Raw genomic sequence first — 19,167 nt, 5'->3', positions numbered from 1 at the left:
AGGTTCACGATGCCCAGCACAGGCAAGCAATCCATCTGTATACTGCCGCTTTCGTTCACTTCAGGCAGATCTCGCGGAGCGTCCATGTCCGGCAATACCTACGGCAAGCTGTTCACTGTCACCACCGCAGGCGAGAGCCATGGCCCGGCGTTGGTCGCCATTGTCGATGGATGCCCGCCGGGCCTGGAAATTTCCCTTGCCGACCTGCAGCGCGACCTCGACCGGCGCAAGCCCGGCACTAGCCGGCACACCACCCAGCGCCAGGAAGCCGACGAGGTTGAAATCCTCTCCGGCGTGTTCGAAGGCCGCACCACCGGCTGTTCGATCGGCCTGCTGATCCGTAACACCGACCAGAAGTCCAAGGACTACTCGGCGATCAAGGACCTGTTCCGCCCGGCCCACGCCGACTACACCTACCACCACAAGTATGGTATCCGCGACTACCGCGGCGGTGGTCGCAGCTCGGCGCGCGAAACCGCGATGCGTGTGGCCGCCGGCGCCATCGCCAAGAAGTACCTGGCCACCCAGGGCATCACCGTGCGTGGCTACATGAGCCAGCTGGGGCCGATCGAGATCCCGTTCAGGAGCTGGGAGGCGGTGGAACAGAACGCTTTCTTCAGCCCCGACCCGAGCAAGGTGCCGGAGCTGGAGGCCTACATGGACCAGCTGCGCCGTGACCAGGACTCGGTAGGCGCCAAGATCACCGTGGTCGCCGAAGGTGTGATGCCGGGCCTGGGCGAGCCGATCTTCGACCGCCTGGATGCCGAACTGGCCCACGCGCTGATGAGTATCAACGCAGTCAAGGGCGTGGAAATCGGCGCCGGCTTCGCCAGCGTGGCACAGCGTGGCACCGAGCACCGTGATGAGCTGACCCCGCAAGGCTTCCTCAGCAACAACGCTGGCGGCATCCTCGGCGGCATCTCTTCGGGCCAGCCGATCGTTGCCCACCTGGCGCTGAAGCCGACCTCCAGCATTACCACCCCCGGCCGCTCCATCGACATCGACGGCAACCCGGTGGACGTCATCACCAAAGGCCGCCACGACCCGTGTGTGGGCATTCGCGCCACACCGATCGCCGAGGCAATGATGGCCATTGCGCTGATGGACCACCTGCTGCGTCATCGCGCGCAGAATGCCGAGGTGAAGGTGAACACCCCGGTGCTGGGCCAGCTCTGATTCGCCAGTACCGGCCTTTTCGCGGGTAAACCCGCTCCCACAGGTACCCACGGCCCTCAAGCCCAGTGATATTCCTGTGGGAGCGGGTTCACCCGCGAAGAGGCCGGCACAGGTCCCCAAAAGGCCACCCCATGCAAGCAGTTCCGTACTGGCGCCTGTCCAGCTTCTACCTGTTCTACTTCGCCCTGCTTGGCTCCACCGCGCCGTTCCTGGCGCTGTACTTCGACCACCTGGGTTTCTCCCCGGCGCGTATCGGCGAGCTGGTGGCCATACCCATGCTCATGCGTTGCGTCGCGCCCAACCTGTGGGGCTGGCTGGGCGATCGCACCGGCCAGCGCCTGATGATCGTGCGCCTGGGCGCGCTGTCGACCTTGGCCACCTTCGCCCTGATCTTCTTCGGCAAGAGCTATGCCTGGCTGGCACTGGTCATGGCCCTGCACGCATTCTTCTGGCACGCAGTGCTGCCGCAGTTCGAGGTCATCACCCTGGCTCACCTGCATGGGCAGACTGCGCGTTACAGCCAGGTACGTCTGTGGGGCTCGATCGGCTTCATCCTCACGGTGGTCGGCCTGGGCCGGCTGTTCGAGTGGCTGAGCCTGGATATCTACCCGATGGCCTTGGTCACGATCATGGCCGGCATCGTCGCCGCCAGCTTGTGGGTGCCCAATGCACAGCCGCTGGAGCAGGGCGGGCGCCGTGGCACCGGCGGCTTCCTGCAGCAGTTGCGTGCCCCCGGGGTGATCGCGTTCTATGCCTGCGTGGCGTTGATGCAACTCAGCCACGGGCCTTATTACACCTTCCTCAGCCTGCACCTCGAACACCTCGGCTACAGTCGCAGTGCCATTGGCTTGTTGTGGGCGCTTGGGGTGGTGGCCGAAGTGCTGGTGTTCATGCTCATGAGCCGGATCTTCGCGCGCTTTTCCGTGCATCGGGTGTTGCTTGCCAGCTTCGTGCTGGCGGCGCTGCGCTGGCTGCTGCTGGGTAACCTGGCCGGCGAGCCGACAGTGCTGGTATTCGCCCAGCTGCTGCACGCCGCCACCTTCGGCTGCTTCCACGCCGCCAGCATCGCGTTCGTCCAGGCCAGCTTCGGCGCCCGCCAGCAGGGCCAGGGCCAGGCACTGTATGCGGCGCTGTCAGGCACCGGCGGGGCGCTGGGGGCGTTGTATTCGGGCTACAGCTGGAAACTGCTGGGGCCCACATTCACCTTTGGTATGGCCAGTGCCGCAGCCTTGGCCGCAGCCGTTATCATTACCCTTTGTTCGCCACCGACCAGGACCCGCCCCTGATGAGCACTCTCAGCGTTTTCCACATTTCCAGCCCGGACCTGCCGAACAAGGTGCTGACCCATCACGCTGACATCGCCGCCACCCTGGCGGAACAGGGTGTGCGTTTTGCCTATGGCGAGCATGGCCTGCGGGTGCGCCCGGGCACGGCCGAGGAAGAGGTGCTGAACGCCTGTCGGGCACATCTGGACCAGTTGATGACAGCGCACGGCAGCAAAGCCTTCGTGGTGCTCAACCGTGACGGTGCCGACCCGGCGCAGGTAGACATGCGCGATGAGCACGTACATGACGCTGACGAGGTGTTTGCGGTGATCAGCGGGCGGGCGCAGATTGGCCTGCGTCTGGGCGACTGGGTGTATTCGCTGCTTTGCGAGAAGGGTGACCAGCTGGTGGTGCCGGCGGGGGTCCGGCGCTGGGTGGAACTGGGAGATACGCCATTTTGCCTGGCGCTACGCCTGTATGCCAGCGAGCAGGGTGCACAGCCGCGCTTTACCGGGGATGAAAGTGCCAGGGCGTTTCCGGGGATCGACGAATTCTAGTGGCCCTTGCCGGCTGTTCACCGGCCGTCCGCGAGCTTGCCCGCGAGGCGGCCGGTGAAGCCAATCCAAGACTCAGCGATAGGTTGGCAAGGCGAAGCGCTGCTGGCTTTGCAGCATGGAAATCACCGGCAACTCGCTGGCCTGCTCGGCCAGGTCACGGCGAATGGCGCTGATCGCCCACGACAGCTGTTCGGCGCTGTGCAGTTGGCCGTAGGTCAGCACCCGACGGGTGACCTTGCCGTCGGCCGCGCGCAGGGTCAACAGGATGCCGCCGTCCGGGCGGGGTTGGGTGGTGACTTGGTAGGCCGGAAACACCGAGACGAACTTTTCCTGGATGAGGTCCATATCAACTCCTGGCAGGTTAGTGGCAATCGTGAACAGGTAGATTGCAGTGAGCGTGCCAAGAGTTTTGTTTTGGAAAAGTCCTTTAAAATCAGTAAGTTAATAAGATATTGAAAGCGCTTGGCCGTGCAATCTGCAAGGTCGTGCATTTTGCACAGTGCATTTTGCACGGCCCACCTGTTGCCTATCGGCTCGATAGAAACTGAACCTTTGACCGATAACCGGGGCCTGACAAACACTTGGGCAATGATTGATGCCAGGAGGTTCCCGATGTCCACCCAAACTGCCCCCGCCACCATGAGCGAAGACGAAGCGGCTGCATTCGCCGAGCAGGTGTTCGAGCGTGCCCGCCAAGGCGATGCCGAGATGCTCGGGCGCCTGCTGGCCAGCGGCCTGCCGGCCAACTTGCGCAACCACAAGGGCGATACCTTGCTGATGCTGGCCAGCTACCGCGGCCATCATGAGGCTGTGCGGGTGCTGTTGGCACACGGCGCCGACCCGCTGATTGCCAATGACAACGGCCAGTTGCCCATCGCCGGTGCCGCGTTCAAGGGCGACCTGGCCATGATCCGCCTGCTGCTCGAGCACGGCGTGCCGGTAGATGCCGCCGCGCAGGATGGCCGCACCGCCTTGATGCTGGCGGCCATGTTCAACCGCGGTGAGATTCTCGATTACCTGCTGGCCCAGGGCGCCGACCCGGCGCGCCAGGATGCTCGCGGGGCCACTGCGCTGATGGCGGCGCAAACCATGGGTGCAATGGACGCCGCAGCACGGCTGCAAGCGCTGGCCGGCTAACCGCAAGGGGGCGTTTGCGGCTATCCTTGGCGACTTTTCACCCGTCGCAGGCCCCTTTCATGAAAACTCAGTTGCGCGAATTCATCAGCCTCATTGGCGCTGGCTGCATGCGCGAGGAAGACATCGAGCGCATCGCCGACGAGGCCGCCCAGGCCTACGCCGACCCGGCCGCCTTCCTGGCCGCCAACCCTGACATCAACTACGACGACAGCTTCCCCATTCCGCTGGGCGAATGGGTGGTGCTGGGCAGCCTGCCGGACACCGTGGTGTTCCAGGCCGACAGTTACCAGGACCTGTTCCAGCAGATCAGCGCTTCGTTTGACCAGAGCGTACCGTTCACCCTCAAGGCCAAGCAGCTGGCCCGCACCGAGCCGCTGACCGCGCTCAACCGCATTCAGGTGCAGATGGGGGCGCTGAATAAAGAAGCGGGTGGGTATGTCCTGCTCAATTTCAGCCAGTTGCTGGACGACGAGCTGCAGATGGTGATGGTGGGGCAGAACGACCTGGCACGGGTGCTGGAGCTGGGGGCAGAAGTCGGCATCAGGGTCGAGCCAGCCCTGGAAGCCTTGAAGGTAGCGGTACACGTCTGATTGCATCTTTGTCTCTGCGCGGATCAATCCGCTCCTGCAGGCCCGGTGGTATCCCTGTAGGACCGGATCATCCGCGATGAGGCCGGCCCAGGCAGCTGATAACTTCAGCCTAGCGCCGTATCCAGAAACATCATCACCGCAAAGCCACCCATCAGCCCCAGGGTGGCCGTGGTCTGGTGCCCGTTGCGGTGGGTTTCGGGAATCACCTCATGGCTTACCACGAAGATCATCGCCCCCGCCGCCAGACCCATGCTGATCGGGTAGGCCAGGGCGAAGCCGGTCGAGATGCCCAGCCCGATCACCGCGCCGAGCGGCTCCATCAGCCCCGACCCGATCGCCACCAGTGCCGCTTTCAGGTTCGACAGCCCCGTGGCCCGCAGGGCCAGTGCCACGGCCAGGCCTTCGGGAATGTCCTGGATGGCGATGGCGGTAGTCAGCGGCAGGCCGGTGCTCATGTCACCGTTGGCGAAGCTCACGCCGATCGCCATACCCTCCGGCAGGTTATGCAGGGTGATCGCCAGCACGAACAGCCACACGCGGCTGAACCGTTCGGTTTCCGGCCCGGCGACGCCGATGCGTTCATGCTCATGCGGGGTGAAACGGTCCAGGCCGAGCATCAGCAGCACGCCCAGGCCCATGCCCACGACCACGGTAAACGCCGCAGCAGGGCCGTTGCCGGTGATTTCCCGGGCGGCATCCAGGCCCGGTAGAATCAGCGAGAACGAACTGGCCGCCAGCATCATGCCGGCGGCAAAGCCCAGCATCACGTCCTGGCTGCGCGTGCTGACGTCACGCAGGACCACTGCCAGCATCGCACCCACGGCGGTCGCGCCGAAGCCGGACAAGCCGCCCAGCGCTGCCAGGTGCAGGTGCTGGGCATGGTCCCCCTGAATCGCGTTCCACAGGCTTGCCCCCAGCAATACCAGCACCGCCAGCAGGCTCAGCGCCAGCCCGGCGCCGATCCACGGGCTGCTGTGCATCTGTTGGCGCCAGGCACTGACGGGTGAGGGCGGGGTGATACTGTGGGTGTGTGCGGGTGGCATGGCAACCTCGAAATCGGTGGATGCTTCAGTTTATGCAGTGACCCGCGCAAATGGCCAAGGATTCCCTTCTATCGATGTAATAGCTGGCTATGCTGTGCGGTAAAGCCTCTGGACAGGAGTTTGGGCATGGGGTCGACTTTCAACAGCCTGGTCGGGCTGATCATCCTGGCACTGGATATCTGGGCCATTCTGAATGTCATCAAGAGCAGCAGCGAGGTGGGTATCAAGGTGCTGTGGATCTTGCTGATCGCCTTGCTGCCGGTGGTAGGGCTGGTGATCTGGGCGATAGCCGGGCCACGGGGGAATGTGCGTATCTGAGCGCCGTTACAGTCAAAAACGGCAACACCTTCGTGACAAAATTTTCACATCGGGTTAAAGAGAATTCGCCCCCGCACAAAGCTGCGTTGGTAAACTCCTGCACCATTTTCGCAAACCCGCCATCCTAGGACCTTCCCATTCATGGCCAACCCTGACGCCTTGAAGCAACGGGGCGCGCGAGCTCCGTTCACGCCGACCCTGAAATCCCACCTGGCCTTTACCCTGCTGAGCGGCCTGGTGATCATGTTGATGCTCAGCCTCGTACGTCTGGCGTTGCTGGTCTACAACAGCGACATGATCGGCGAAACGCCCTATGCGACTGTCGCCGAAGGCTTCCTCAACGGCCTGCGCTTCGATTTGCGGGTGGTGGTGTACCTGAGCATTCCGTTGCTGCTGGCCATCCTCAGCCCCTGGGCCATGGCCCGGCGTGGCGTGTTCCGTTTCTGGCTGACCATCACCTCGAGCGTGGTGATGTTCCTCGGCCTGATGGAAATGGACTTCTACCGCGAGTTCCACCAGCGCCTCAATGGCCTGGTCTTCCAGTACATCAAGGAAGACCCGAAGACCGTGCTGAGCATGCTCTGGTACGGCTTCCCGGTGGTGCGCTACCTGCTGGCCTGGCTGTTCGGCACATGGTTGCTGAGCCTGCTGTTCAAGGGCATCGACCGCATCACCCGAGGCACTGGCACCGGCGATGTCACCCTGCAGCGCCGCGTGGCGCCGTGGTACAACCGCCTGGCAGTGTTCATGGTGATTCTGCTGGTGGCGGTGGTTGCCGCGCGTGGCACCCTGCGCCAGGGCCCACCGATGCGCTGGGGTGACGCCTTCACCACCGACTCCAACTTCGTCAACCAGCTGGGCCTGAACGGCACCCTGACTCTGATCGATGCCGCCAAGAGCCGTTTCGGCGAAGATCGCGCCAACATCTGGAAGCCGGTGCTCGAGCAGGATGTGGCCACGCAAAGCGTGCGCGAGCAGCTGCTGACCGCCCACGATACGCTGGTCGATGCCGACGAGGCAGCCATCCGCCGCGATTTCGTGCCGCCGGCCGAGCGCACCCTGCCGATCAAGAACGTGGTGGTGATCCTCATGGAGAGCTTCGCCGGCCACTCGGTCGGTGCGTTGGGCAGCCCCAACAACATCACCCCGTACTTCGACAAGCTGGCCAAAGAGGGCCTGCTGTTCGATCGCTTCTTCTCCAACGGCACCCATACCCACCAGGGCATGTTCGCCACCATGGCCTGCTTCCCCAACCTGCCAGGCTTCGAATACCTGATGCAGACCCCGGAAGGCGGGCACAAGCTGTCCGGCCTGCCGGCCCTGCTCAGCGCCCGCGATTACGACGACATGTACGTTTACAACGGCGACTTTGCCTGGGACAACCAGTCCGGGTTCTTCGGCAACCAGGGCATGACCACCTTCATTGGCCGTAACGACTTCGTCAACCCGGTGTTCTCCGACCCCACCTGGGGCGTGTCCGACCAGGACATGTTCGACCGTGGCGCCGAAGAGCTGGCCAAGCGCGACGGCAAGAAGCCTGTCTATGCACTGCTGCAGACCCTGTCCAACCACACGCCGTACGCGCTGCCCAAGGACCTGCCGGTAGAGAAGGTCACCGGGCAAGGTCGCCTGGACGAACACCTTACCGCGATGCGTTATTCGGACTGGGCGCTGGGGCAGTTCTTCGAGAAGGCGCGCAAGGAGCCGTATTTCAAGGAGACCCTGTTCGTCATTGTCGGCGACCATGGCTTTGGCAACCACCAGCAGGTCACCGAGCTGGACCTGGGCCGCTTCAACGTGCCGTTGCTGCTGATTGCCCCGGGCATCCAGGAGAAGTTCGGTGCGGTCAACCACACCGTAGGCACCCAGGTCGACATCGTGCCGACCATCATGGGCCGCCTGGGTGGCCAGGCCCGGCACCAGTGCTGGGGTCGCGACTTGCTCAACCTGCCTGAGGGCGACCAGGGCGTGGGCATGATCAAACCATCGGGCAGCGAGCAGATCGTCGGCCTGGTGCAAGGCGACCGCATCCTGATCGAGTCCAAGGACATGACCCCGCGCATGTACCGCTACCAGCTGGGCCGCGAGTTCAAGGCCGAACTGATCGAGAGCCCGGACCAGCCGGAAATGCTGAAGAAGCTCGAGGCGTACATCCAGACTGCGACCAAGAGCCTGCTGGACAACACTGCTGGTGTAGTGCACGGTACACCGAAGTAAGGCTGCAATCAGGGCCGCATTGCGGCCCATTCGCCGGCAAGCCTCCCGACTGAACATTCTTCCTGCCCCAAGGTCATTTATTCAGGCATCACACACCTGTGTTCCTTGAATTGAGAGGGCTCGTTCAATGAAAGAGTGGGAAGTCATCTTTGCCGACCAGAAAGGCGAACCGTCCTCGCTGGTGCTGCATGCCGAGTATTGTCCCAGTGAAGAGGACGCTGCCCGGGCGATACGCTCGCAGCTGTTCCCGGTAATGGATGAGCTGGACCTCAACGACTTCCAGGACCGTACCATTTCCCCCACCGCCCGCTGGCTCAGGGAGCAGAGCGGCGTGACCATCACAAGTATCCACGAAGTGCCCTGATCCGCTCGTTTGCGTGGTGCCCTGGCAGGCACTACGCTGGTGAAAGGTGTCTGTTGTTGTGCAGGTAGGCGCCGCATCCCTTCGCGTCTTGCATCAGCTCGAACTGCCCGGCCACTGCCGGCAGGTGCGTAGTGCACGGAAAGTCTATCCATCGCATTATTCAGGAGGACGATTCATGAGCAGCCAGAACGACGATATCAGCAGCAACGTCTTGCGCCAGATGAAAGCAGGCGGTTTCGACTTCACCCAGATCCACCCTATCGAGTTCTACGCGGTGTTTCCCGACGAGGACGGGGCTCGTCGCGCCGCCGGGCAGTTTCGCGGCGAGTCACTCAACGCCCAGGTGAAGGAGCGGGGTGACGGGGCCTGGCACCTGGAGCTGAGCAAGGTCATGTATGCCACCTACGGTGGGATAGGCGACTTCGAAGAGACCTTCGAACAGCTGGTAACGCCCTATGGCGGCGAGGTGGAAGGCTGGGGGGTCAAGCAGGAGCGGGTCATCGCCTGAACGTATTGTGCTACTGCTTCGCGGGCAAACCCGCGAAGCAGGTCGTGCAGCGCTCAAGGCTTGCGCTTGGCCATGTGCGCCAGGTAGGCCAGCAGGTTATCCAGTTCCTGTTCGCTCAACACACTTTGCGCAAACCCCGGCATTTTCGCCTGCGGCCATTGCCTGAGGCTCTGCGGGTCGCGAATCAACTGCCGCAGATATCCCGGCTGGAAGTACTCGGTCGGGTTGTGCGGCACATTCAGGTCTGGGCCCAACTGCGCATCACCCGCGCCGTTGAGCCGGTGACACGCCAGGCAGTTCTGCTGGAACAAGGCAAAGCCCCGGCGGACCGGGCTGTCGGCTGGCAACCTCGGGTCGGGCAGCAGCGCCGGGAAGCGCGCCTCGACGGAGGCGAGCTTGCGAATCGTGGAAATCTGGAACGGCCACTGTTCCGGGCGGATACCGCTGGCCTGCGGTGCGGTCCACACCAGGTAGAACGGTCCGGCACTCGGTTTGCCCTGGCCCAATGCCGGCCACGGCTTGCCCGGGTCCTCCACTGCCAGCCAGGCCTGTGCCGGGCCGTGTTGCAGCAACGGCGCGGCCGGCATTTCGGCAGCAAACCCGTCCAGCGCTACCGCCTGCAGATGGTCGCTGGCGCTGACACCTTCGAGCAGCACGGCCAACGGTACCGCCCGATAGAGCATGGGCCGCTGATAGGAAACGTCCTGGTCAATGCGGATGTCCCGCGCCTGCGGGTGGGCCAGCAGTTCGGCACTGCTCCACTGGCGCGGCGTGGCGCCCAGTTCGAGCTGCAGTTGCGCCGCCGACAGCGGCAGGCTCAGGAACAACGCTAACAATACCAGGCAGTGGCGCATAGGTGATCTCCGACCATCAAGGCCGGCAGGTTACCTGTACGTTGCCTGTTGACGCCACAGCGGCAATCAGCCGAACAGCCGTGTCAGGTTCGGCAGGATCAGCAGCAGCGTCGTGGCGAAAAGAATGAGCCCAGCTTGGCGAATTTTCGATTGTGTGAACATGGCGGACCGCCTTCTTGTTGTTATTCCTGAATACCCGTTGGCTTCCCTGTCGAGCGTCGGGTCGATCGCAGTGGCGTTGCGTGACGCCAGAACTGCCTGCCTCTTGAAAGTGGATATACAACCAACAGTAGGGTGTGCGTCATCCATGTTTGAGAACCCTTTGTTCTAATAATTTTCAGTCGCAGCTCTTTCAGCTATGAGGCCATGTGCCATCCGGCTGGCATCCTCTCGCTAGACAGTGGCGCAAGTACCAGCAGGGCGCCGACGAAATGTGACCGTTCGTCAGTACGCCCTACTTGCTTGTACGTGTCTTTCGCGTCAGTCTCTACAGCAGATTTCCACCCATGTCGTTCAGGACTATCCCTATGTCGTTACGCATCTGCATCCTTGAAACCGATGTCCTGCGACCGGAGTTGATCGCGCAGTACCAGGGCTATGGCAGGATGTTCGAGCAGCTCTTCTCGCGTCAGCCAATCGCTGCCGAATTTCGTGTGTACAACGTGATGAACGGCGACTACCCCGCCGACGACGAAGTGTTCGATGCGTACCTGGTGACCGGCAGCAAGGCAGACTCCTTTGGTACCGATCCATGGATCCAGACGCTCAAGGCCTACCTGCTGAAACTGTACGAGCGTGGCGAGAAGCTGCTGGGGGTATGTTTCGGCCACCAGCTGCTGGCGTTGACCCTGGGCGGCAAGGCCGAACGCGCCGAGCAGGGTTGGGGCGTGGGTATTCATCGCTATTCGCTGGCGGCCCATGCGCCCTGGATGGACCCGGAAGTGTCGGAGCTGACCCTGTTGATCAGCCACCAGGACCAGGTTACCAAGTTGCCCGAGGGTGCCACGGTGATTGCATCCAGCGATTTTTGCCCGAACGCGGCGTACCACATCGGCGACCAGGTGCTGTGCTTCCAGGGCCACCCGGAATTCGTCCACGACTATTCTCGTGCGCTACTGGACGCGCGCCAGCAATACCTGGGGGATGAGGTGTACCACAAGGCAGTGGCCAGCCTGGCCACCGAGCACCAGGGTGACCTGGTCGGGGAGTGGATGCTGCGCTTCATCCAGCACCCCATCAGCAAGCACGACGCGGCGTAACGGTCGGCGCCGTACTGCGGCCCCGGCTTCTATAGCCAGCCCGACTTCTTGAAGCTGGCATACAACCCGGTGCAGCCCAACCCGATCACCGCCAACACCGCGAAATACCCGTAGTGCCAGCCTAGCTCCGGCATGTTCTGGAAGTTCATGCCGTATATTCCGGCAACCGCTGTGGGGAACGCCAGGATCGCCGCCCAGGCGGCGAACTTGCGCTGCACGATGCTCTGCCGCGACGACTCCAGCAACATGCCGATCTCGATGGTCTGGCTGGCGATGTCGCGGATGCCGGCCAGGTCTTCCATTTGCCGTGTCACGTGGATCTGCACATCGCGGAAGTACGGGCGCATGTTCTTGTCGATGAACGGGAAGCTCAAGCGCTGCAGCTCCTCGCTCACCTCCACCATCGGTGCCACGTAGCGGCGCAGGCGCAGGATGTCGCGACGCAGGCTGTGCAGGCGGCGGATGTCGTCCTCCTGCAGGGAGCCGCCCAGCACGCTCTGTTCCAGCTCTTCGATCTCGCCATGAATGGCCTCGCTGACCGGCTGGTAGTTCTCGGTGACGAAATCGAGCAGGGCGTAGAGCACGAAATCTTCGCCGTGCTCCAGCAGCAGTGGCCGCGCTTCGCAGCGCTGGCGCACCAGGGCGTAGGATTTCGAGTGGCCGTTGCGGCAGGTGATGATGTAGCCATTGCCGGCGAAGATGTGGGTTTCGATGAACTCCAGTTTGCCCTCGTGGCGCACTGGCGAATAGGTGACTATGAACAGGGCGTCGCCGAAGGTTTCCAGCTTGGGTCGGCTGTGCTTTTCCAGTGCGTCTTCGATGGCCAGTTCGTGCAGGTTGAACTGCCGCTGCAGGTTGGCCAGTTCTTCGGCGTTGGGCTCTTCCAGGCCGATCCACACGAAATGCCCCGGCTTGCGTGCCCACTCGCTGCCTTCGTCGATGCTGATGTTGGTAACCTTTCTGCCGGCGCTGTACACCGCCGATGCCACGACTCGACCCATGGTTGTTCGCTTATTCCGGTTGGACACGGTGTACAGCTTGGGCTGTACCTGGCGCAAGAGCAACCTAGCCTTCGCTCAGTTCGCCGTCCATTCGGTCAATACACTGCTGCATCTGCACTCGGCACTGGTCGATCAATACCGGCAGGTCCTGCTGGGTCATGCCGGGCAGTGGCGATCGGCGGCAGCGAACGCACGATCACCGTGCGCCGACGCCAGCTATTCAGGCTCAGGCGCCCTGCATAGCGGCTGACGCACACCGGCACGATCGGTACACCGGCCTCGATGGCCATGTGGAATGCGCCCTTCTTGAACGCCAGCAGCTGTTCGCCGGCATTGCGTGTGCCTTCGGGGAAAATCCAGATCGAGGTTGCGTCCTGCAGTACCCGGGTGGTCTTCTGCAGCGCCTTGCGTGCCTGGTAGGCGTTGCTGCGGTCGACCAGCACGTTGCCGCCCAGCCAGAACAGCTGGCCGAACAGCGGGATCCAGCCCAGGCTCTTCTTGCCGATGGCTACGGTGCGCTGGGGCACCACCTGGCCCAGCACGAACAGGTCGAAGTTGGACTGATGGTTGGCAATAATCACGCAGCCGGGCGGCTGGTCCCACAGCGGGCCCACTTCAGCCCTGATCTTGATTCGCATCAGCCAGGTGGCAGGCAGGCTGTAGAGGCGGGCGAACAGGCGGCTGTTGTCGGGGTTGAACGGGCGGCACAGGCCAATGACCAGGCCCATGGCACCAACTACGAGAAAATGCAGCGCCAGCAGAAGCATGCGAAGGGAGTAGAGCATGGTACGACTCACACCAGACAGTCGCGCGCAGTGTACGGCTGTGCACTGGCTGGGGCAAACCCCGGTGTGAGTCGGTACCCGCGAAAGGGCCCGTGCGGCTAGCCCATGTGCTGCTGGTCCAGCTCGATCGCCTTGTCCAGCGCTTCCAGCAACCCTTTGCGCACCTTCAGCTTGGTGTTCTTGTGTGCCAGCATGTTCAGCTTCTTCAGCTCGCGAGCCGCTGACAGTGCGGCCTCCTGCAGTTGCTCGGCAGGCACCACTTTGTCGAGGAAACCGGCGTCTACTGCGCCTTGCGGGTCAAACACCTCGGCATTGATCACCGCGCGGTGGAAGGCCGAACGGCGCAAGCGGTCGCGGGCCAGCTCGATACCGGCGTGGTGCATGGTCATGCCGATCTGCACTTCGTTCAGGCAAACCTTGTAGGGGCCTTCGACACCAATGCGATAGTCGCCCGACAGTAGCAGGAAGGCGCCCTTGGCCACGGCATTGCCCGGGCAGGCGACCACCACCGGGAACGGGTGCGCGAGCAGGCGGCGGGCGAGGGTGGAGCCGGCGGTGACCAGGCTGATGGCTTGTTGCGGGCCGCTGGTCATCACCTTGAGGTCGTAGCCGCCCGACAGGATCCCCGGCTGGCCGGTGATGATCACCACCGCGCGTTCTTCAGTGGCGCGGTCGAGCGCGGCGTTGAACGCTGCGATGACGTCTGGCGAAATGGCATTGACCTTGCCGTTGTTCAGGGTCAGGGTGGCGATGCCGTCTTCGGCGTGGTAGTTAATCAGCTCGCTCATGGCAGAGTCCTTTTGTTGGCGTGGCGACGACGTTACCCAGCGCCAGGGGCGAGGTAAAGCAGCAAGGCTGACCGGTCGGTCAGCGTTCGCTGCGGCGCAAATGCAAATACATGAAAAAACTGAAAAAAATGCTTGCCAAAGGAAAGACCTTCCACTAAATTAGCGCGCCTCGACAGGCTGAAAGGCTTGAAGAGAAAACGGTGAAGTGTCCGAGTGGTCGAAGGAGCACGCCTGGAAAGTGTGTATACGAGAAATCGTATCAAGGGTTCAAATCCCTTCTTCACCGCCACATTCTACGAAGAGCCCCCGCGCTGAAAAGCCGGGGGCTTTTTGTTTTCGGGGATTTCCTCGCAACCCATCGTGTTGGGCCTGACGCGGTCCGCGAAGCGGTCGGGTGCCGCGATGGGCCGCAAAGCGGCCCGAACCTTTCAGAAACTCACCGAGGCCGAAAGCCGGGCAGTCCGCGGAGCCCCCTGGAACAGGTAGTTGTCCCCCAGGTAATCACCCACATCGCGCCAGTAGCGCTTGTCGAACACGTTATCCACCGTCAGCCGCAGCACCGTTTCATACCCTCCGACCTGCAGGCGGTATCGGCTGCCGAGATCGAACACGGTGTAGCCGCCTACTTCCACGTTCCCCGCCTGGCTCGCGTACTTGCTGGCGCTGTAGCGCGCGCCGCCGAGCAAGGCCAGGCCCGGTACCGGCAGGCTGTATTCCGCCTGCAGTGCCGCGCGCAACCTCGGCACGTTGATCGCTTGGTGCCCTTCGTAGGCATCGGTACCGCTGTTCTGTACCCGCGCACGGATGGCGGCGGCGCTCGCCAGCACTTGCAGGTTCGAGGTCACCCAGCCGCTGGCAGCCAGTTCCAGGCCGGTGTTCTTCTGCTGGCCTTGCTGGACGTAGGTGTAGTTGCCAGCACCGTCCGGGCGTGCGTACTGGTATGCCTGGCGGATTTGGAACAGCGCGGCGCTGAAGCTCAGGCCTTGCCAGTCGTGCTTGAGGCCCAGTTCCAGTTGGTGCGAGGTAGTAGGCGCCAGGATTTCCGAAGCGTTGCCGGCAAACCAGGGGGCGGTGCCACCGGCAGACAGGCCCTTGGCGTAACTGGCATAGACCGTGGTTTCCGGCAACGGCTTGTAGATCAACGCGGCATTGGGAAGCAGTTCGTACTGCCGGGTATGGCGGCCGGCCACACCGTTTTCGTCCCAGGTCTTTTCTTCCAGGCGAACTTCGCGAGCGCCCAGCATGGCCTGCCACTGCTCGTTGAAGCGGATACGGTCGCTGATGAACAGGCCATACTGGCGGCTGTCCAGGCGGCGTTCGCTGGCACCGACAGGCTTGTCGGACGGGACGAGCGCTGGTGCACCGGTCTGGATGTTGCCGGTGCCAAGCCACTCGTTGTAATACGGGCGCTGATCGAGGGTGCGGCGCTGCGCGCTGGTCCCTAGCGTCAGCTCATGCCCCAAGCCCAGCGCATCGAAGCGGCCATTGAGCAGGGCCTGCGCCTCGTCGGTGCGTCGTGTATCGTCGGGGCTGCGGAAATCGTAGATATCGTAGTCGCCGTCGCTGCCAAAGAACGCGCCCTCGCTCGACCCCCAGGCAAATGCGCTGTAGTCATCGATTACCACCTTGCTGCGCGAAGCACTCAAGGTTCCGCTCCAGGCTTCGTTGAAGCGGTACTCGAAGCGCCCGCCCAGGTTCAGCGAGTCGTTCTGCACCGGTTTGGCCCAGCGCTGGTAGGCGAGGCGCTCGTCGGGGTCGATGCCGTGGGGCACTTCGCTTCCACCGAGCAACTGATAACCCGGGACCGAGTACTGTTCACGGTGCTGGTATTCGGCATCCAGCTGCAAGGTGGCATCAGCGTTGAGCTGCCAGTCGAAGGCCAACGAAGCGAAGTCGCGTTTGCCGTCGGCATGGTCGACATAGCTGCGGATGTCTTCATGGGCCAGGTTGGCGCGCAGGCCGAACTGCCGTTCGCTGCCGAACCAGCCGCCCAGGTCCGTAGCCAGGTAGCGTTCGCCTTGTTCATTGGTCGATACGCTGACGCTACGCACGTCTGCGGCGCGCTTGGTCACGTAGTTGACCAGACCACCGGGCTCCGACACGCCGCTCTGCAGCCCGGACAGCCCTTTGAGCAATTCCACCTGCTGCTTGTTCTCCAGGGCGACGTTCTGCTCGCCGGTGATGGTCTGGCCGTTGATGCGGTAGCTGCTGGCCGCATTCAGCTCGAAGCCGCGGACATTGAAGTTTTCGTAGTAGCCGATGGGGGCATAGCTTTCGCCCACCGAGGCATCGCTTTGTAACAGCTGGCTGAGCGTGCGCACCTGGCGGTCTTCCAGCAGCTGCTGGTTGAACACGCTGATCGCAGCCGGGGTGTCGAGCAAGGGCGCGGGCTGGAAGCCGCCTACCGCCGCCTGGCGTGCCTGATAGCCGTCGTTGTCGTAGGTCTCGGACACCTGCACCGGGGCCAGCAGCACGCTGGCTTCGGCAAGCGCATGGGGGCAATGCAGGGCCAGGCCCAGGCTGAGCAGGCTCAGGGGCAGGCGAGGGGGACGCGGGGGCATGCAGTGGGCTCCTGGAGGCGCAACTGCTGTGCCGGGTGTACTCCGCTTGGGGGTCGGCACAGCCATGAAAAAGGCGGCATCTTACCGCCGCCTTCAACATAAAACGATCCGCGCCTTGTGCGATCCAGTCAGCCTTTGCCGGCGGGCCGTCTGTGCTGTCGCCAGTTGTCATCGATCTTCGACCAGGTCTTGCCATCGGTAATGGCCATGAGCTTGCGTCCGTCCTTGAAGGTCGCCAGGAAGGTGGCTTCTTCTTCCTTGCCGCCTAGCCACAGCCCGGCCAGCAGCCCCACCGGCCCTGCCACCAGCGCGCCGGCCACGCCCCAGCCCAGGGCGCTGCCCAGGCTACGGCTGGATTCGAGGCTCGCCAACCGCAGGTCGCTGATGCGCGCCAGGGAAATCCGCTCGCCCGGAGAAGGGCTGCGCGGGGTCTTGAGCGTGAGCGATCCGTTGCGATACTCGCCTTCACCTTGCAAGAAATCGCCGGATTGCACCGTGAGTCTTGTCATAACGTCGTCCTGTCAGTGAAAGGGCATTGACCAATGCTTACTGAGCGCTGGCCGGGCGGGCAAGTCAACGGCCAGACGACGGAGGGTAGTGCGGTCGTTTGTCGCCATGGCCGATGCCCGCCCTCAACCCAGCGCGGATTTTCAGGCCATCTGCAACAGATGCTTGCGCTTGCGCTCGGCTAACCCCCACGCCAGCAATGCCAGCGACCCAATCACCAGCCCTGCGACCACGATGCCCATCCAGCCCTGATACTGGAACAGCTGCGTGCCCAGCAACGAGCCAAGTGCCCCGCCGATGAAGTAGCAGGTAATGTAGCCGGCGTTCAGCCGTGTACGCGCTTCGGGGCGCAGGGCGATCACCGCATTCTGGTTGCTCACGTGCACCAGTTGCACCGCCAGGTCGAGCATCAGCACGCCCAGCAGCAAGGCCAGCAACGACTGTTCGGCAAAGCCCAGCGGTACCCAGGACAGCAGCAACACCACCAGGCCAACCGTGGTGCCCAATGCGCCCTTGCCGCGGTCGGCCAGGCGCCCGGCCCAATTGGCCGACAGCGCACCCGCCGCGCCGGCCAGGCCGAACAGGCCGATCACTGCATCGGAATAGTGGTACGGGCCTTTTGCCAGCAAAAACGCCAGCGGCGTCCAGAACAGGGCGAACAGGCTGAACGCCAGCAGGCCGAGCAGCGAGCGCAGGCGCAGCACCGGCTCTTCGCGGAACAGGCGGAACACCGAGCCGATCAGCGCCGGGTATTTGAGCCCGGCATGGCTGTGGTGTTGCGGCAGGCTCCGGTGCAGCGCCACGGCGGTGATGGCCATCAGCGCGGCGGCCAGTACGTAGATGCTGCGCCAGCCGCCCAGCTCAGCCATGAAGCCGGCGGCGGTGCGCGCCAGCAGGATGCCCAGCAGCAGGCCGCTCATCAGCGTGCCGACCGCGCGCCCGCGTGAATGAGGCTCGCTCAGGGCCGCAGCCATGGGCACCAGAATTTGCGCCACCACCGAGAACAGCCCGGTCAGCGCCGTGCCGAGGATCAGCCAGGGCAGGCTCGGTGCGCAGGCACTGATGACCAGGCCCAGGGTGGCAATTGCGGTCATCACGGTAATCAACCGCCGCTGCTCGAACAGGTCGCCCAGCGGTGCCAGCAGCAACAGGCCGGCGCCATAGCTGAGTTGCGCGGCAATGACGATGCTGCCTGCGCTGGCGGTGCTCAGGCCAAACTGTTGGGCGATGCTGTGCAGCAGGGGTTGCGCGTAGTAGTTGCTGGCCACGGCCAGGCCGGTGGCGGTGGCCATCAGCAGAATGAGTGCGCGACTCAGGGTGGGGTTGTACATGCGGTTCTCGTGGCAGTGAGGTGGAGGGCAACCTGCGCCGGCCTCTTCACTTGCCGGGAAGAGGTCGGTACAGGAAACCGTTGAATCAGGCTGCAAACCCGCCGTCGACAGTCAGGCTGGCCCCGGTAATGTACCCTGCCTCAGGCCCCGCCAGGTAAGCCACGAAGCTGGCGATCTCGTCTGCCTCGCCATACCGCCCGATCGCCATCAGTGGGATCAGGCTTTCGGCGAACTCACCGCTGGCCGGGTTCATGTCGGTGTCCACCGGCCCAGGCTGCACGTTGTTCACGGTAATGCCCCTGGGCCCCAGGTCACGGGCCATGCCGCGGGTCAGGCCGACCAGTGCCGACTTGCTCATGGCGTAGGGCGCGCCACCGGCAAACGGCATGCGCTCGGCGTTGGTGCTGCCGATATTGATGATGCGCCCGCCCTGGCCCATGTAGCCCGCCGCCGCCTGGCTGGCGACGAACACGCTGCGCACGTTCACCGCCAGCATGTGGTCGAAGTCGGCGAGGTCGAACTCGGTCACGGGCGCCACCGCCAGGACACCGGCGTTATTGACCAGGATATCGAGCCGGCCGAATGCCTTCACCGTGTCATCCACTGCCAGTTGAACTGCCGCCGCGTCGGCGCTGTCGGCCCGCAGTGCGAGGGCTCGGCCACCGTTTTCGGTGATTTCCCGCGCCAGTGCTTCTGCCGGGCCGGCGGAACTTACGTAGGTGAAGGCTACCTGCGCGCCTTCACGGGCCAGGCGCCGCACGATGGCTGCGCCGATGCCGCGGGAACCGCCCTGTACCAGGGCCACTTTGCCTTCGAGGGTGTGTTGCTTGGACATGCTGATCTCCTGCTGGAAGCCAGGCTGGGATGCCTTGGATGGGCGCAGTATCGGCGCTCGATTACCTGCTG

Annotated in this window: 20 protein-coding genes, 1 tRNA gene and 1 pseudogene; 11 read left to right on the top strand and 11 right to left on the bottom strand. The window is 63.4% G+C overall.

The annotated features are described in order from the left end of the window. Positions 1-84 precede the first annotated feature (84 nt). The 3 genes from aroC to ACVWZT_RS01830 all read left to right on the top strand — a co-directional run bounded on the left by aroC (position 85) and on the right by ACVWZT_RS01830 (position 2,998). Positions 85-1,176 carry a chorismate synthase gene (aroC, locus tag ACVWZT_RS01840; RefSeq protein ID WP_296234206.1) on the top strand — a complete coding sequence of 364 codons (1,092 nt, stop codon included), beginning with the start codon at positions 85-87 and terminating at the stop codon, positions 1,174-1,176. Between the two features lie 131 nt (positions 1,177-1,307). Further along, positions 1,308-2,462 carry an MFS transporter gene (locus ACVWZT_RS01835; protein WP_296234207.1) on the top strand — a complete coding sequence of 385 codons (1,155 nt, stop codon included), beginning with the start codon at positions 1,308-1,310 and terminating at the stop codon, positions 2,460-2,462. Next, entirely contained in the window at positions 2,462-2,998 is a 537-nt protein-coding gene (locus ACVWZT_RS01830; protein ID WP_457467892.1) for an oxidase, read from the top strand. Before ACVWZT_RS01835 ends, ACVWZT_RS01830 begins: the two co-directional genes overlap by 1 nt. A 72-nt stretch (positions 2,999-3,070) precedes the next feature. On the opposite strand, the gene ACVWZT_RS01825 is transcribed toward ACVWZT_RS01830, so the two are convergent. Then, positions 3,071-3,343, bottom strand: a complete 273-nt coding sequence (locus ACVWZT_RS01825) for a DUF3509 domain-containing protein (RefSeq protein ID WP_170028849.1) — start codon at positions 3,341-3,343, stop codon at positions 3,071-3,073. Between the two features lie 267 nt (positions 3,344-3,610). Here ACVWZT_RS01825 and ACVWZT_RS01820 point away from each other — a divergent pair, with 267 nt between their 5' ends. Beyond that, positions 3,611-4,135, top strand: coding sequence for an ankyrin repeat domain-containing protein (locus ACVWZT_RS01820; RefSeq protein WP_457467890.1), 525 nt, complete (start codon positions 3,611-3,613; stop codon positions 4,133-4,135). Between the two features lie 59 nt (positions 4,136-4,194). Continuing rightward, entirely contained in the window at positions 4,195-4,725 is a 531-nt protein-coding gene (locus ACVWZT_RS01815; RefSeq protein ID WP_296234210.1) for a hypothetical protein, read from the top strand. A 104-nt stretch (positions 4,726-4,829) separates the two neighbouring features. Here the strand turns inward: ACVWZT_RS01815 and ACVWZT_RS01810 are convergent, their stop codons facing one another. After that, positions 4,830-5,768, bottom strand: coding sequence for a ZIP family metal transporter (locus ACVWZT_RS01810; RefSeq protein ID WP_457467888.1), 939 nt, complete (start codon positions 5,766-5,768; stop codon positions 4,830-4,832). Between the two features lie 126 nt (positions 5,769-5,894). Between ACVWZT_RS01810 and ACVWZT_RS01805 the strand changes: the two genes are divergently transcribed. The 4 genes from ACVWZT_RS01805 to ACVWZT_RS01790 all read left to right on the top strand — a co-directional run bounded on the left by ACVWZT_RS01805 (position 5,895) and on the right by ACVWZT_RS01790 (position 9,175). Next, positions 5,895-6,086 carry a PLDc N-terminal domain-containing protein gene (locus ACVWZT_RS01805; protein WP_110747879.1) on the top strand — a complete coding sequence of 64 codons (192 nt, stop codon included), beginning with the start codon at positions 5,895-5,897 and terminating at the stop codon, positions 6,084-6,086. Between the two features lie 141 nt (positions 6,087-6,227). Further along, entirely contained in the window at positions 6,228-8,303 is a 2,076-nt protein-coding gene (locus ACVWZT_RS01800; RefSeq protein ID WP_296234213.1) for an LTA synthase family protein, read from the top strand. Between the two features lie 127 nt (positions 8,304-8,430). Next, complete coding sequence (locus ACVWZT_RS01795) at positions 8,431-8,667, top strand: hypothetical protein (RefSeq protein ID WP_457467886.1); 237 nt, start codon at positions 8,431-8,433, stop codon at positions 8,665-8,667. Positions 8,668-8,842: 175 nt separating this feature from the next. Beyond that, positions 8,843-9,175 carry a ribonuclease E inhibitor RraB gene (locus ACVWZT_RS01790; protein ID WP_296234216.1) on the top strand — a complete coding sequence of 111 codons (333 nt, stop codon included), beginning with the start codon at positions 8,843-8,845 and terminating at the stop codon, positions 9,173-9,175. A 53-nt stretch (positions 9,176-9,228) separates the two neighbouring features. Here the strand turns inward: ACVWZT_RS01790 and ACVWZT_RS01785 are convergent, their stop codons facing one another. Both ACVWZT_RS01785 and ACVWZT_RS01780 read right to left on the bottom strand, forming a co-directional pair. Further along, positions 9,229-10,029: a c-type cytochrome gene (locus ACVWZT_RS01785; RefSeq protein WP_457467884.1), complete on the bottom strand. Its 801-nt coding sequence runs from the start codon at positions 10,027-10,029 to the stop codon at positions 9,229-9,231. Between the two features lie 66 nt (positions 10,030-10,095). Beyond that, on the bottom strand, positions 10,096-10,338 hold the full coding sequence (locus ACVWZT_RS01780; protein WP_457472153.1) for a hypothetical protein: 243 nt from the start codon (positions 10,336-10,338) through the stop codon (positions 10,096-10,098). Between the two features lie 218 nt (positions 10,339-10,556). Between ACVWZT_RS01780 and ACVWZT_RS01775 the strand changes: the two genes are divergently transcribed. Then, positions 10,557-11,288 (top strand): amidotransferase, encoded by a 732-nt coding sequence (locus ACVWZT_RS01775; RefSeq protein WP_296234218.1) that lies wholly within the window; start codon positions 10,557-10,559, stop codon positions 11,286-11,288. Positions 11,289-11,317: 29 nt separating this feature from the next. Here the strand turns inward: ACVWZT_RS01775 and ACVWZT_RS01770 are convergent, their stop codons facing one another. The 3 genes and pseudogenes from ACVWZT_RS01770 to ACVWZT_RS01760 all read right to left on the bottom strand — a co-directional run bounded on the left by ACVWZT_RS01770 (position 11,318) and on the right by ACVWZT_RS01760 (position 13,862). Then, positions 11,318-12,289, bottom strand: a complete 972-nt coding sequence (locus ACVWZT_RS01770) for a magnesium and cobalt transport protein CorA (RefSeq protein ID WP_296234219.1) — start codon at positions 12,287-12,289, stop codon at positions 11,318-11,320. A gap of 64 nt (positions 12,290-12,353) precedes the next feature. Then, a pseudogene (locus ACVWZT_RS01765) lies at positions 12,354-13,074 on the bottom strand (lysophospholipid acyltransferase family protein). Positions 13,075-13,172: 98 nt separating this feature from the next. Further along, positions 13,173-13,862, bottom strand: coding sequence for a crotonase/enoyl-CoA hydratase family protein (locus tag ACVWZT_RS01760; protein ID WP_296234222.1), 690 nt, complete (start codon positions 13,860-13,862; stop codon positions 13,173-13,175). Positions 13,863-14,061: 199 nt separating this feature from the next. Here ACVWZT_RS01760 and ACVWZT_RS01755 point away from each other — a divergent pair. Next, a tRNA-Ser gene (locus ACVWZT_RS01755) sits at positions 14,062-14,151 on the top strand. A 139-nt stretch (positions 14,152-14,290) separates the two neighbouring features. Here the strand turns inward: ACVWZT_RS01755 and ACVWZT_RS01750 are convergent. From ACVWZT_RS01750 to ACVWZT_RS01735, 4 genes are all read right to left on the bottom strand, one after another. After that, the gene (locus tag ACVWZT_RS01750; protein WP_457467881.1) at positions 14,291-16,423 is read right to left on the bottom strand and encodes a TonB-dependent siderophore receptor; all 2,133 of its coding nucleotides are present in this window, start codon (positions 16,421-16,423) and stop codon (positions 14,291-14,293) included. Positions 16,424-16,551: 128 nt separating this feature from the next. Then, complete coding sequence (locus tag ACVWZT_RS01745) at positions 16,552-16,932, bottom strand: hypothetical protein (protein ID WP_144171712.1); 381 nt, start codon at positions 16,930-16,932, stop codon at positions 16,552-16,554. Positions 16,933-17,073: 141 nt separating this feature from the next. Beyond that, on the bottom strand, positions 17,074-18,261 hold the full coding sequence (locus tag ACVWZT_RS01740; RefSeq protein ID WP_296234226.1) for an MFS transporter: 1,188 nt from the start codon (positions 18,259-18,261) through the stop codon (positions 17,074-17,076). An 85-nt stretch (positions 18,262-18,346) separates the two neighbouring features. Next, positions 18,347-19,096, bottom strand: a complete 750-nt coding sequence (locus tag ACVWZT_RS01735) for a 3-oxoacyl-ACP reductase family protein (RefSeq protein ID WP_457467878.1) — start codon at positions 19,094-19,096, stop codon at positions 18,347-18,349. Positions 19,097-19,167 lie beyond the last annotated feature (71 nt).

Source organism: Pseudomonas sp. TE21394 (genome assembly GCF_054057835.1).
Note: the sequence above shows the minus strand (reverse complement) of the source record. Positions and strands in the feature narration are given on the sequence as shown.

Coding starts and splice junctions, on each gene's coding strand:
- aroC (WP_296234206.1), top strand. CDS start 85: ATGTCCGGCAATACCTACGGCAAGCTGTTCACTGTCACCACCGCAGGC.
- ACVWZT_RS01835 (WP_296234207.1), top strand. CDS start 1,308: ATGCAAGCAGTTCCGTACTGGCGCCTGTCCAGCTTCTACCTGTTCTAC.
- ACVWZT_RS01830 (WP_457467892.1), top strand. CDS start 2,462: ATGAGCACTCTCAGCGTTTTCCACATTTCCAGCCCGGACCTGCCGAAC.
- ACVWZT_RS01825 (WP_170028849.1), bottom strand. CDS start 3,343: ATGGACCTCATCCAGGAAAAGTTCGTCTCGGTGTTTCCGGCCTACCAA.
- ACVWZT_RS01820 (WP_457467890.1), top strand. CDS start 3,611: ATGTCCACCCAAACTGCCCCCGCCACCATGAGCGAAGACGAAGCGGCT.
- ACVWZT_RS01815 (WP_296234210.1), top strand. CDS start 4,195: ATGAAAACTCAGTTGCGCGAATTCATCAGCCTCATTGGCGCTGGCTGC.
- ACVWZT_RS01810 (WP_457467888.1), bottom strand. CDS start 5,768: ATGCCACCCGCACACACCCACAGTATCACCCCGCCCTCACCCGTCAGT.
- ACVWZT_RS01805 (WP_110747879.1), top strand. CDS start 5,895: ATGGGGTCGACTTTCAACAGCCTGGTCGGGCTGATCATCCTGGCACTG.
- ACVWZT_RS01800 (WP_296234213.1), top strand. CDS start 6,228: ATGGCCAACCCTGACGCCTTGAAGCAACGGGGCGCGCGAGCTCCGTTC.
- ACVWZT_RS01795 (WP_457467886.1), top strand. CDS start 8,431: ATGAAAGAGTGGGAAGTCATCTTTGCCGACCAGAAAGGCGAACCGTCC.
- ACVWZT_RS01790 (WP_296234216.1), top strand. CDS start 8,843: ATGAGCAGCCAGAACGACGATATCAGCAGCAACGTCTTGCGCCAGATG.
- ACVWZT_RS01785 (WP_457467884.1), bottom strand. CDS start 10,029: ATGCGCCACTGCCTGGTATTGTTAGCGTTGTTCCTGAGCCTGCCGCTG.
- ACVWZT_RS01780 (WP_457472153.1), bottom strand. CDS start 10,338: ATGGATGACGCACACCCTACTGTTGGTTGTATATCCACTTTCAAGAGG.
- ACVWZT_RS01775 (WP_296234218.1), top strand. CDS start 10,557: ATGTCGTTACGCATCTGCATCCTTGAAACCGATGTCCTGCGACCGGAG.
- ACVWZT_RS01770 (WP_296234219.1), bottom strand. CDS start 12,289: ATGGGTCGAGTCGTGGCATCGGCGGTGTACAGCGCCGGCAGAAAGGTT.
- ACVWZT_RS01760 (WP_296234222.1), bottom strand. CDS start 13,862: ATGAGCGAGCTGATTAACTACCACGCCGAAGACGGCATCGCCACCCTG.
- ACVWZT_RS01750 (WP_457467881.1), bottom strand. CDS start 16,423: ATGCCCCCGCGTCCCCCTCGCCTGCCCCTGAGCCTGCTCAGCCTGGGC.
- ACVWZT_RS01745 (WP_144171712.1), bottom strand. CDS start 16,932: ATGACAAGACTCACGGTGCAATCCGGCGATTTCTTGCAAGGTGAAGGC.
- ACVWZT_RS01740 (WP_296234226.1), bottom strand. CDS start 18,261: ATGTACAACCCCACCCTGAGTCGCGCACTCATTCTGCTGATGGCCACC.
- ACVWZT_RS01735 (WP_457467878.1), bottom strand. CDS start 19,096: ATGTCCAAGCAACACACCCTCGAAGGCAAAGTGGCCCTGGTACAGGGC.